This window comes from Rhodococcus sp. 14-2496-1d (genome assembly GCF_002259365.1).
Lineage (GTDB): Bacteria > Actinomycetota > Actinomycetes > Mycobacteriales > Mycobacteriaceae > Rhodococcoides.
This window is the reverse complement of sequence record NZ_NPFV01000023.1, coordinates 1-12,104: the sequence shown is the minus strand read 5'-3', so window position 1 is coordinate 12,104 and position 12,104 is coordinate 1. Positions and strand designations below refer to the sequence as shown.

Here is a 12,104-nt window from a genome sequence, read left to right as displayed (position 1 = left end):
TGCTCGCCATGAACGGCCGTCGACTGTCGTTCGCTGCCGCGGCCGGACTCGCGGCCGCGATGGGTGTCGGACGATTCGTGTTCACGCCGCTGCTGCCGATCATGGTCGATGCATCGGAGGTCACGCCGAGCAGCGGTGCCGTCATCGCGACCGCGAACTACGCCGGCTACCTCGTCGGCGCAATCGTGTTGTCCGTGCGCCCGTCGATCAACACGACGACATCGTTCCGTCTGTGGACAGTCATACTCGTCGCGAGCGAGTTGGCCATGGCCGCTGCCCATTCCACCGCCGCGTTCTCCGCACTGAGGTTCCTGGCGGGCCTGGCGAGCGCAGCGGTTTTCATCGCGTGCGCGAGCACCGTCACGAAGCATCGCGCCGACGGCGCTTCCCCCGGTATCGCGTTCGGCGGTGTCGGCGCAGGCATCGCGGCGTCGGGAATTCTGACCCTGCTCGTCGGACCGCACCTGTCATGGGAGGCGCTGTGGGTGTGCTCGGCGCTCCTGACAACGGTCCTCATCGCCCCGGCGTGGACGCTACGGGTGCATCCCGAGCCCGCAGCGCGGGCTGAACCCGGCGACATCGACCGCAGGACCCGGACCGTCTGGCGGACGTTGCTGTTCGCGTACTTCCTCGAAGGTCTCGGCTACATCATCGTCGGTACGTTCCTCGTGGCGGCGGTCGGTGGCCACGGCAGCACATCGGTGGGTCCGGCGGTGTGGATCGTCGTCGGATTCGCCGCGGTACCGGCGACTGTGTTGTGGCAGGCAGTCGCCCGCCGAACCAGCACGCGCAATGCCCTGGTGGCAGCGTTCGCGTTGCAGTCGATCGCAGCGGTACTCCCCGCTCTGACCGGGAACACCGTTGCTGCCGTGTTCTCGGCTCTGCTGTTCGGCGGAACGTTCATGGGCATCACGATGTTGACGATGAGCACCGCCCAGACACTGCCCATCGGGCGTACCGCAGCAACACTGACCGCGTTCTACGGCGTCGGGCAGGTTCTCGGCCCGCTGATCGTTGCACCTGCGATCGGCGACTCCTATTCGATCGCCTTCGCAGTCGCAACCGGCGTGCTGATCCTCGGGACAGCCGGGGCCGTACGGGTGTCCGGACTGACCGCATCGCGATGAGTACGGCTCGCTCGGCTCAGTGCTGTGGGTCGTAGCCCGGAACTTGTGCCAGAGTCTCGAACGTTCGCGCTCGGCCCCATTCCACGTGTGCGAACGCAACCGCGGCCGCCAACTCCGGGTCCCCCTTGGCGATGGCGTCGACGAGGGAGACATGCTCCCCGTGGCGCAGCGACGGATCTCGTTCGAGATTGGCCATGTTGAGTCGGTTACTGCGCTCCCGCAGAGGTTCCATGATGACCGGGAACAGTCGGTTGGCGGACAATTCCTCGATCCCTGAGTGCACTCCGGAGCTCGCGTGATGGAACTCGAGTAGATCGCCCCGCTCGAGAGCGGCACCTGCACGGGACACGGCGTCGACCAACGATGACGAGTCCGCTCCCGCCGACACAGCGGACGCTGCTCGGCGAGCAACGAGCGGCTCGAGTGCGGACCTGATGTCGTACAACTCGTCGACCGAACTTCTGGTCACTCCCGTCACCACGGCAGGGCGTCTCGGCGACAGCGTCACCAACCCGGCTGCTTCGAGCAATGGAAGTGCCTCACGAATCGGCACCCTCGACACCTGCAGCTCGGTACCCAGATTGCGCTCGCTCAGCGTTTCACCCGGTCGGAGGCGGCCGTCGAGGATGCGTGTTCTGATCGCGTCGAACACCGAACGCGACAGCGATTCGCGACCTTCCGTGGATGCCATGATGCTTGTATACCAGCGAACCGCAGGTATACCGCGTATCCACAGCGGCCATCGGCGGACGTTGACCAATAATCACCTCGACAGAAAGTAGCAGGTGAGAGGATCTGGAAACGCAAGTGTTACCACCGAGAAACCTGTCGCGGCGCAATGCTCCGTAAATTCTCCGCTGTTGGTATACCACCGAGCGAGAGGCACTGGGATGAGCGTCCCGACCACGAACGAGAAGCCGTCACCGATCGACCCACCACCCGAGACCGGCAGCCTCAGCGAACAGATAGAGGCGTCGTACTCGAAGATCGGCCTCACCACAGCGCACTTCGGCATCGTCGCCATGGTCCTGTTCGGTGTCTTCTTCGACGCCATCGAACAGAATGCCGTCGGTATCACCGGACCGCTCCTGCGTGAATCCTGGGGACTCGGCGGAACCGAGATCGGGCTGCTGAACACCGCGACGTTCACCGCCGTCGCACTCGGGCGCATCCTGGCCGGAGCAGTGATGGACCGTTTCGGTCGTCGAACCCTCCTCGGCGCAAACCTTCTCGTCTTCGCATTCGGCTCGCTGCTGTGCGCGTTCGCGCCCAACTACGAGGTGCTGGTGGGCGCTCGATTCCTGGTCGGGCTCGGACTCGGCGGTGAGATCGCCGTAGCGGTGATCATGCTTTCCGAATTCTTCTCCGCCAAGCATCGCGGTACCGCGGTCGGCATGATCAACGTCGCAGCTGCAGGTCTGGGCAACATGCTCGCCCCACTGTTCGGGGTCATCGTCTTCGCAATCTTCACTGGTGACGACCGCTGGCGATGGCTGTTCGGTCTACTCGTACTGCCCGCACTCGCGGTCGTGTTCTACCGCCGTTCGCTTCCGGAAACGCCTCGCTTCCTCGCCGCGACAGGCCGTGTGGCCGAGGCCAATACCGTCATCAACCGCTTGGCGCAAGGCAAGCTTCGCGGCACGCTCGACTCCGAGGTTCAGTACTTGAACGTCGACACCTCGGTCGACGATCCCGCCGTACCGCGCGCACGGTGGACGGAAATGTTCGGGCGGCGTTACCGCAGAAGCACTCTCGCCCTCGGCATTGCCGTCTGCATGTCCTACGCAGCGCAGATCTCGATGCTCACACTCATTCCCGTCATTCTGACCGAGCGGGGAATGTCGATCTCGAGTGCGCTCTGGTACACCCTCGTGATGCAATCCGGATCGCTCATCGGCGCGCTGACCGCCGCACTGATCGCCCGCAAACTCCCCCGCAAGGTGACACTGACCGGTGGTGCCGTTCTCGGTATCGTCGCCGGGCTCGGATTCGGCTTCTTCGCAACGTCGATCGGCCTAGTACTGGTCTTCGGTGCCCTGTTCAATTTCTCGGTCATCATCCTCAACACGACGATCTGGCTGTTCGCGCCCGAGCAGTACCCCACGCGAATCCGTGGCCTCGCGACGTCGGTGATCCTGGCGCTGGGCTCCCTCTCCGGCGGACTGTTCCCGCTCATTGCCGGAGCCGTACTGGACTCGTCCGGCGTGGGTGCCATGTTCTCGATGCTGGCCGGCCTGTTCATCGTGTGCGGCATTGCCGTGCAGTTCCCGAAAGAGACCTTCGGACAACCCATGCCGGAAGATGGCTGAGCAGTGAAGATTCTCATGGTCAACCCCAACTCGAACACTGCAACGACGCAGCTGCTCGTCGACGTTGCTCGACGTTGGCTCCACGACACGGAATTCACCGTCATCGGAATCACCGCGGGTACCGGACCGGCGATGATCACCGACACCGAACAGCTGCGGGCTGCCGGACCGGAAGTCGTAGCGGCAGCCCTCGACGCGATCGAGCACCATGGCCCCGCCGCGGTGATCGTCGGCGCGTTCGGTGATCCCGGTGCGGCCGAACTCCGAGCCCTCGTCGACATTCCGGTCGTCGGGATCGGCGAGGCAGGAATCCTGCACGCAGCACGAGGCGGTCGCTGCTTCGCGATCGCCACCACCACAGCCGATCTCGCCGCCCAACTCGAAGCACTGACTCGTGCCACCGCGTCCGACGGCGATTTCGCGGGTGTGTTCGTCACCGCGTCATCGCCGTTGGTCCTGGCCGAGGACCTCGCGTCGAGCGTCGACGAACTGGGAACGGCGGTCGATGCAGCAGTGGCAGCCGGAGCGAGCGCCGTCGTCATCGGCGGCGGACCGTTGAGCGATTCGGCTCGGCGGCTGGCGCTGCGCACCGACGTGGACGTCATCGAGCCGGTTCCGAGTGCCGTTGCAATGGTCGTCGACAGAATCTCGAACGCGGTACGCAGCTAGATCTCCACCATCGCCCGGGCTGCGTTCACCGAAGCTAGTCGGTCGGCGGATAACCGCCGTCATCTATGGGTGTTGCCTGAAATATCCCGACGTGACGGAGATCGCCACAGCATCTACCAGCACTTTTCGCTTGACGACTCCCGTCTGCGCTCCCAGGATGTTTGGCAGGCCCTCCGCACAGGGAAGCCGTCGACGAGACGCGGCCGAAGAACATCGGAGAACATCGCGTCGCAAAGTTGAGGAGAATCAATGCCAATCACAGTGGCCGATCAGCTCGTTCGAGGACTCGTCGACGCCGGCGTACAACGCATCTACGGCATCGTCGGCGACAGTCTCAATCCGGTGGTCGACGCAGTGCGTCGCACCGGAGGATCGGCCAAGGGCGGCATCGACTGGATTCACGTACGCCACGAAGAAGCCGCGGCGTTCGCTGCGTCGGCCGATGCGCAGACCACCGGCACACTCGCCGTCTGCGCTGGTTCGTGCGGACCGGGAAACCTACATCTGATCAACGGCCTGTACGACGCACATCGTTCGGGCGCACCGGTTCTGGCGATCGCGTCGCACATTCCCAGCAGCGAAATCGGATCGGGCTACTTCCAGGAGACGCACCCCGACCGTCTCTTTGGCGAATGCTCGCTCTACAACGAGTTCGTCTCCACTGCCGAGCAGGCACCCCGGGTGTTCCGTGCGGCGATCAACGCTGCTGTCACCGGCGGCGGAGTGTCGGTTCTGACGATTCCCGGCGACATCGCCGAGTTGTCGGCCGCAGGCACGATGGACCCGATCGCTATTCCCTCGACACCGGTCGTCACACCACCCGCGGCGGACATCCAGAAGCTGGCCGACGCCATCAACGACGCCGAGAAGGTGGCAATCTTCGCCGGCTACGGGGTCAAGGGCGCTCACGACGAGGTGGTCGCGTTCGCCGACACGATCGGCGCTCCCATCGGACATTCGTTGCGTGGCAAGGAGTTCATCCAGTACGACAATCCGTACGACGTCGGCATGACGGGATTGCTGGGCTACGGAGCTGCGCACGCCGGGATCCACGACGCAGACCTACTCATCCTGCTCGGCACCGACTTTCCGTATCAGCAGTTCCTTCCCGAAGACGTCACGACCGCGCAGATCGACATCGACCCAACGAAGCTGGGACGTCGGACCTCGGTCCGGTACCCGATTCACGGTGATGTTCGCGCGACCCTGAATGCGTTGCAGCCGTTGGTCACTCGCAAGGCCGATCGCCGCTATGTCGAGAAGTGGGTGGACAAGCACAACGACCTGATGGGCAAGACCGTCGGTGCGTACACCCGCAACGCCGAGAAGCTCGTCCCCATCCACCCCGAGTACGCCGCGTCGGTACTCGACGACCTCGCCGCCGACGACGCCGTGTTCACCACCGACACCGGCATGTGCAACGTGTGGACCGCGCGCTACATCAACCCCACGGGTAGAAGGGCGTTCGTTGCGTCGATGCTGCACGGGTCGATGGCCAATGCCCTGCCGCACGCCATCGGTGCGCAGTTCGCCAATCCGGGCCGCCAGGTCGTGTCGATTTCGGGCGACGGCGGCTTCTCGATGCTGCTCTCCGAACTCTTGACCGTCGCGATGTACAAGCTGCCGGTCAAGATCGTGCTGTTCGACAACTCGACACTGGGCATGGTCAAAGCCGAGATGCTCGTCGACGGTCTGCCCGACTTCGGTGTCGACGTCCCGCAGGTCGACTACACCGGCATCGCGGCGGCTGCGGGTATCCATGCACAACGCGTCGAGAAGCCCGAGGACATCCGCGGCGCACTCGAGACCGCGTTCGCCGTCGACGGCCCGGCGCTGGTGCAGCTGATCACCGATCCGCTCGCGCTCTCGGTCCCGCCGACCATCACCGGCGAGCAGATCAAGGGATTCGCACTCGCGATGAGCAAGGTCGTGCTCAACGGCGGTGTCGGCGAGGCCGTTCGGATGGCCAAGTCGAATCTGCGTAACGTGCCGCGCCCGTAGATCTTCATCGGCAGGGAACCCGAGGTCGGTGCGGGCACCGCGCTCGTCGGTCGTGCGGTTATTGTCGACACACCGCCCAAACCGGACATCGCGATCCGGCACCTCCCCGCCCGGAAGGCTCCACCATGGCCATCGACTACACCCGCAAGCCCTCTACGGGGCAGAACCCCGCGCAGCAAGTCGGAGCACCCGTCAGTCTGAGCAAAGTCACGCTGTCCAAGGCATCGCCGACCATCAGCCTCACCAAGTCCGGCGAGAAGCAGGGCTCCATGCGGGTGAACCTCAACTGGTCGTCCGGGGCACCCGCAGCGCAGCCGAAGAAGAAGGGCTTCCTGGCCAAGCTGGCTGCTGCGTCGTACGGCTCCGGCGGTGTGGATCTCGACCTCGGGTGCCTCTACGAACTACGCGACGGCTCCAAGGGCGTGGTCCAAGCGCTCGGCAACAGCTTCGGTTCGCTGCAGGATGCCCCGTTCATCGCGCTCGACGGCGACGACCGCTCCGGCTCGGTCAGCGGCGGCGAGAACATGCACATCAATCTTGCCCACCCCGAAAAGTTCGCCCGCATCCTGATCTTCGCGATGATCTACGACGGCGCTCCGAACTGGGCCGCAGTCGACGGAGTGGTGACGCTGTACCCGACCAGCGGACCACAGGTCGAGGTACGCCTCGACTCGGCCGAGAACTCTGCGCGCATCTGCTCGATCGCATTGTTGGAGAACACGTCTGCCGGTATCACGGTCACCCGCGAAGTCGAGTACATCCAGGGCAGCCAAGCCGACCTCGACAAGAAGTACGGTTGGGGACTGCGCTGGGCGGCGGGCCGCAAGTAGTCAGAGAGGTTGCGGCGGAGTCATTTCCAGCCGGACGCCGATCAGTCTAACCTCTCTCGTATGGTCGAGGCGGTCGACGAGCGCCACCGCGGCCGAGGTCAGGATCTCCGGATCGAAGGTGGGCGCTCCGATGATCGGTGCACTGACGGTATGCGTCTCGAACGGCGCGTAGCGGATCTTCAATGCCGCTCGCACGGCCGGCCGGTTCTCGGCTTCGATGTCTGCCAGCACCTTCGACGTCAACGCGGCGACCTCGTCTCGGACGATCGCCCAATCGGCGACGTTGGTCTGGAACGTGACCTCACGGCTGTGCGACCGTGCGACCCACGGCTCGGACGTCACCGGTGCGAGGTCGATGCCTCGCCCTTTGGTACCGAGCCACGGACCGATCTTCGGTCCGAACGCTGCGGCGAGGTCCGCGTCCTCGGCATCGGCCAGTTCTCGGACTGTCGAGATGCCGAGGGCGGTCAGCCTCTTCGAGATCTTCTTGCCGATCCCCCACAACGCATCGGTACCGCGATCACCCATCACCTCGAACCAGTTTTCCTTGGTGAGCCGGTAGATGCCCTGAGGCTTGTCGAAGTCGGTGGCGATCTTGGCTCGTAACTTGTTGTCCCCGATGCCGACCGAGCAATGCAGCCCCGTCGCGTCGAACACCGCGTCGTGGACGGTCTTTGCCACGCCCTCGGGGTCGTGGGTCTCCACACCGAGAAACGCCTCGTCCCATCCGATCACCTCGACCACGAATCCCAACGACCGCAGAGTGTCCATCACCAGTGCCGAGGCCTCGTCGTACGCCGGCTTGTCCACGGGGAGGAAGACTGCGTCCGGGATCTTCTTCGCGGCGACGCGTAGTGGCATTCCGGATCCGACGCCCTTCGCACGCGCCTCGTACGAGGCCGTCGACACCACCCCACGCTCGGTCGGATCTCCTCTACCGCCGACCACGACGGCTTTGCCCGCCAGGTCCGGGTTGCGGAGCACTTCGACGGCAGCGATGAACTGATCGAGGTCGACGTGCAGTACCCATCGGCGCCGTGCTGGGTCGGTCGGTGTACTCCCGGTCATAGTGCTCAGTGTGCCCGTGGTGTCTCATGACGCCATGACGAAATCGATTTCTCGCACCATCGGACGAGTAGTACTGGGAGCGTTCCTCGTCTTCGCCGGACTCAGTCATCTCTTCTGGGCGAGGAGCACCTTCGCCGCCCAGGTGCCGACCTGGGTTCCGATCAGTACCGACTTCGTCGTGCTGGCGTCGGGTGTCGTCGAGATCGCGCTCGGTCTGGCGCTGCTGTTCTGGACCGCTCGCGCACCGGTCATCGGTTGGGTGGTCGCGGCGTTCTTCGTCGCGGTCTTTCCCGGCAACATTTCGCAGTTCGTCACGCACACCGACGCGTTCGGCCTCGACTCAGATACGGCCCGAGGGATCCGGTTGCTGTTCCAGCCACTGCTGATCGTATGGGCCTTGTGGTGCACCGGAGCATGGGCGCAGTTTCGCGCATCACGTCAGGGCCACAGTAGGAATCAGTAGGCAGACTGCCGACCGGCCGGAACGATGCCGTGGTGCAACTGCGCCACGTCGGGGTGTGCTCGCGTACGGGACTTCCACGCGTTTTCGCCGTAGGTGCTGTAGATGGGGTTGGCAGGATCGTCCTCGACTCCTCGTGACTGCCGCGCCAATTCGGGCGGCAGTTCGATCACCGGGACGACGGCATCGAGGGCCGGGCTCAGAAAGTGTGGCACCGATATCCGGTCGGTGTCGGGTCCCGGCGCGACCACCCGATGACGCGTCGCACGTAGATAGCCGCCGGTCGCAACCTCCAACAACTCGCCGATGTTGACGATGAATGCCCCGTCCAGCGGCGGTACGTCGATCCACGTATCGGCGGTCGTCTCCACCTGCAGACCGGCCGAGTCCGGTTCGACGAGCAGCAACGTCAACACCCCGGAGTCCTTGTGCGCTCCGACGCCCTGCGAATGATCAGCAGTGCCCGGGTAACGCACGACTTTCATCAGCGTCGCGGGCGCAGTGGCAAAAGCGTCGTCGAACACGTTCTCGGGCGCACCCAATGACTGCGCCCAGTGCCGGAGCAACCGGAGCCCGAGACCCGACACGGACTGCTCCCATTGCTCGAACGTCTCTCGGAACCCGGCCGGCTGCGACGGCCACAGGTTGGGGCCCTGGAGGTTCCAGTAACCTTCGGCTCCCTCGATCGCCGGGCGTTCGGGACCTATGTCGATCTGTTCTCGCCAATCCACCCGGCCGTTGGTCAGCTCGCCACCCACCCGGGAGTAGCCGCGGAAATGCGGGCTCTTCAGCTGACTGATTTCTTCCTTCACATCGTCCGGCACGGCGAAGAACTCTCGCGCGAGGCGCAGTACCTCGTGCATTCGTTCGATCTCGATCCCGTGTCCGACGAGATAGAAGAAGCCGGACCCGTGAGCTGCTTCGCGCAGCGACAACTGGAACGCGCGGGGGTCGTGGTCGGCCAGACCGAGATCGAGAACGGGAAGCATGTTCGCGATTGTCCTCCTCCCTCGACGCGTCGGCCAGCAGTGTTCAGGTTCGGTAAAACCGCCCGACCCGGATGCAACACTGAGTGTCATGAGCCCCGAAGCACTCGACATCACCGTCGTCGGTCACGGCGCAGCCACCTACCCACCCGAACAGTGCACACTCGCGCTGACCGTCCGCACCGACGGTCGCACTGCAGAGTCCGCATCCGAGCCTGCTCAACAACTCGTCCGGGAGCTCACCAGACTGGTCGAGCCGCTCTACAACAGTGACGGGGGACCCATCGATCGATGGTCGGTGGACCAGGTGCGCCACTCGCGCCACCGCCCGTTCAACCACGACGGAGAGCAACTGCCGTACGTCTATCAAGCCGAGGCGTCAGTGGAAGTGCAGTTCAGCCAGCTCGATCTGGTGGACGCGTTCGTCTACGCAGCATCGGCGCTCGAGGGAGTGTCGATCGACCACTTCGATTGGGACCTCACCGAATCCAGCAGAACCGCTCACACCTTGGCGGTCCGGGAACTCGCTGTGCGCGACGCCGTCTCGAAGGCCGAAGCCTACGCGTCGAGCCTGGGACGATCGGGCGTGCACGCTGTCGCGGTGGCCGATCCCGGTCTGCTGCCAGGGTTCGCGGAGAGCGGTGGACCAGAATCCTCGGCACGTATGTTCGCCGCGAAATCAGCGCCTACCGGATTTGCACTCAAGCCGGAGAACATCACCATCTCGGCGAGCGTGCACGCCCGATTCACCGCCTCCTGACGCCTCGCGCCTAGGCTCGAATCATGAACCGAGACGATGCCCGACGCCTCTGGCCGCGGCCACCGCTACTGCCTCGTCCGATCGTGATGGATCAGCGATGGGAACGGCTGGTCTTTCTACACTGGCGGGTTCCGAGTTCCGACGTCGCCCCGCTGTTGCCCCAAGGGTGCGTACCCGACGAATTCGACGGCTCGTCGTGGGTTGGGCTGATCGGCTTCCACATGGTCGGTGCCGGCCTCGGTTACCGTCACCCCGTCCCGTACTTCGGCACCTTCGGTGAGATCAACGTTCGGCTGTACTCGGTCGACGCGGAGGGGCGACGCGGCGTCGTGTTCCGATCCCTGGAAGCAACCAGACTCGCAGTCGTGCTGGGCACCAACGCTGCTCGCATTCCGTACCGCTGGTCCTCGATTGATATCGCCGACGACAGCACCACGATCGGCTACCGCAGCAAACGGCTCGCTCCCCCACACCGCGGCGCAACCACCGACTTCGGCGTCGTCAGAGGATCACGCGACCTGTCCGAGGATCCGCTCGCGGTGTTCCTCACCGCGCGTTGGGGATTGCACACCTCACTGGCCGGTCGCCTGCTGTACGTCCCGAACGTCCACCGGCACTGGCCCTTGGTCGACGCAGAACTCACCCACTGCTCCGACGAGCTCGTGGCAGCGGCAGGCCTACCCGGTGTCAGTACCCGGCGACCGGACTCGGTTCTGTACTCACCCGGTGTCGAGACCCAGTTCGGTAGACCCTACGTAGTGCGCGGTCGGTAGAAGATCACGTGCCCCGAGGACAGTTCGACGACCCAATCTCTTTGTGCAGCAGCGACGCTGTCAGCGAGGGAACTCGACGTCACACTTTCCCGCAACACGAGGTACCCGGCGTCGAGGGGAAGGTCGAACAACAGCTTGGTGCCATCCGAGAATTCGACGGCAGGGTCGTCGCCGGTCGAGAGCCGAACCACGGTCGCACCTATGGAAGGAAGCCTCTCGACGGTCGGGGCCACCGACTTCGGATGCTCGGGTGCGGGCCACGACTCGACAGCCCCGCCCGGTCCACACACCACTGTCGAGCCGTCCGCAGCCGTGTACTCCCAGGATTCGACCTCGTCTCGCGGACTGGCCACCACTGTCTGCCCCTCGAACGTCAGACGGAGAACACCGGATTCGTCGTAGTCTGCGTCGTCGCATACGAGACCGTGCAGTGTCGCGAGCGCTCGTAGACCCTCGAACTGATTGTCCTCGTCGACAATGAGTCCGTCGATCATCACCTCGCTGAAGGCAATGCTGGCACCGTTGTCGAATTCGATACTCAGATCGAAATCGAGCAGGATTCTGCTGACACGCTTCTGAACGACGGCGAGTTTCATCGACATCGACTGTGCCACACAATCCTGTGGGAGCCCACAAAGACTGGCCGGGGCACGATGCGCGGTGCGGGGTTCAGCCCTCGGCGGATGGCAAATGCGCGCGCGTTCGTCAGGTGCGCGGGGAAATGGTCAGTGATCGGGGTGCGATTCTGCGCGCGGATGACAACTGCGCGCGCGTTTGCCCCCTGTGGGTGTGAGCTGCTCGGGTCCGGTGGAGGCTGATGCCGGCTGCCGGTGGTGATCGCCGTTCCGCGAATGCGCGCGCGTTCGTCAGCTGCGCTGGGATTGGTGGGTGTCCGGGGTGCGATTGTGCGCGCGCACGGCAATTGCGCGCGCGTTTGTCGCGGGGATATGGGCTGTTGTGGTTGTGGTTTCGAAATGCAGAACACCCCCGGACCGGGTGGTCTGGGGGTGTTCTGGGAAATTGTGTTCGGCGGTGTCCTACTCTCCCACACCCTGTCGAGTGCAGTACCATCGGCGCTGGAGGGCTTAGCTTCCGGGTTCGGAATGGGACCGGGCGTTTCC

General features: G+C 64.4%; 12 protein-coding genes and 1 rRNA gene. 8 read left to right on the top strand and 5 right to left on the bottom strand.

Features of this window, described 5'->3' with window-relative positions:
- Positions 1-8 precede the first annotated feature (8 nt).
- Complete coding sequence (locus CH296_RS17540; protein ID WP_094685327.1) at positions 9-1,127, top strand: YbfB/YjiJ family MFS transporter; 1,119 nt, start codon at positions 9-11, stop codon at positions 1,125-1,127.
- 16 nt (positions 1,128-1,143) lie between these two features.
- Here the strand turns inward: CH296_RS17540 and CH296_RS17535 are convergent, their stop codons facing one another.
- A complete protein-coding gene (locus CH296_RS17535; protein ID WP_045199318.1) occupies positions 1,144-1,818 on the bottom strand; it encodes a GntR family transcriptional regulator in 675 nt (224 codons plus the stop codon).
- Positions 1,819-2,017: 199 nt separating this feature from the next.
- Between CH296_RS17535 and CH296_RS17530 the strand changes: the two genes are divergently transcribed.
- From CH296_RS17530 to CH296_RS17515, 4 genes are all read left to right on the top strand, one after another.
- Positions 2,018-3,436 carry an MFS transporter gene (locus CH296_RS17530; RefSeq protein WP_094685326.1) on the top strand — a complete coding sequence of 473 codons (1,419 nt, stop codon included), beginning with the start codon at positions 2,018-2,020 and terminating at the stop codon, positions 3,434-3,436.
- 3 nt (positions 3,437-3,439) lie between these two features.
- Entirely contained in the window at positions 3,440-4,105 is a 666-nt protein-coding gene (locus CH296_RS17525) for an aspartate/glutamate racemase family protein (RefSeq protein ID WP_256980485.1), read from the top strand.
- A gap of 249 nt (positions 4,106-4,354) precedes the next feature.
- Positions 4,355-6,106: a pyruvate dehydrogenase gene (locus tag CH296_RS17520; RefSeq protein WP_094685325.1), complete on the top strand. Its 1,752-nt coding sequence runs from the start codon at positions 4,355-4,357 to the stop codon at positions 6,104-6,106.
- 125 nt (positions 6,107-6,231) lie between these two features.
- On the top strand, positions 6,232-6,936 hold the full coding sequence (locus CH296_RS17515; RefSeq protein WP_094647105.1) for a tellurium resistance protein: 705 nt from the start codon (positions 6,232-6,234) through the stop codon (positions 6,934-6,936).
- On the opposite strand, the gene CH296_RS17510 is transcribed toward CH296_RS17515, so the two are convergent.
- Positions 6,937-8,004, bottom strand: coding sequence for a DNA polymerase IV (locus CH296_RS17510; RefSeq protein ID WP_094647104.1), 1,068 nt, complete (start codon positions 8,002-8,004; stop codon positions 6,937-6,939). It lies immediately after the preceding gene.
- A 34-nt stretch (positions 8,005-8,038) separates the two neighbouring features.
- Between CH296_RS17510 and CH296_RS17505 the strand changes: the two genes are divergently transcribed.
- A complete protein-coding gene (locus CH296_RS17505) occupies positions 8,039-8,467 on the top strand; it encodes a membrane protein (RefSeq protein ID WP_045201105.1) in 429 nt (142 codons plus the stop codon).
- Here CH296_RS17505 and CH296_RS17500 read toward each other — a convergent pair.
- Positions 8,461-9,453, bottom strand: coding sequence for an isopenicillin N synthase family oxygenase (locus CH296_RS17500; RefSeq protein WP_094647103.1), 993 nt, complete (start codon positions 9,451-9,453; stop codon positions 8,461-8,463). The two genes, CH296_RS17505 and CH296_RS17500, sit on opposite strands and share 7 nt — an antisense overlap.
- Before the next feature lie 88 nt (positions 9,454-9,541).
- Here CH296_RS17500 and CH296_RS17495 point away from each other — a divergent pair, with 88 nt between their 5' ends.
- Together CH296_RS17495 and CH296_RS17490 are read left to right on the top strand one after the other, a co-directional pair.
- Positions 9,542-10,210, top strand: coding sequence for an SIMPL domain-containing protein (locus CH296_RS17495; protein ID WP_094647102.1), 669 nt, complete (start codon positions 9,542-9,544; stop codon positions 10,208-10,210).
- A 23-nt stretch (positions 10,211-10,233) separates the two neighbouring features.
- Positions 10,234-10,983, top strand: coding sequence for a YqjF family protein (locus CH296_RS17490; RefSeq protein ID WP_256980484.1), 750 nt, complete (start codon positions 10,234-10,236; stop codon positions 10,981-10,983).
- Here CH296_RS17490 and CH296_RS17485 read toward each other — a convergent pair.
- Positions 10,962-11,579 (bottom strand): DUF6188 family protein, encoded by a 618-nt coding sequence (locus tag CH296_RS17485; protein WP_179277754.1) that lies wholly within the window; start codon positions 11,577-11,579, stop codon positions 10,962-10,964. The two genes, CH296_RS17490 and CH296_RS17485, sit on opposite strands and share 22 nt — an antisense overlap.
- A 428-nt stretch (positions 11,580-12,007) precedes the next feature.
- Positions 12,008-12,104, bottom strand: a 5S ribosomal RNA gene (gene rrf, locus CH296_RS17480); the annotation flags it as partial.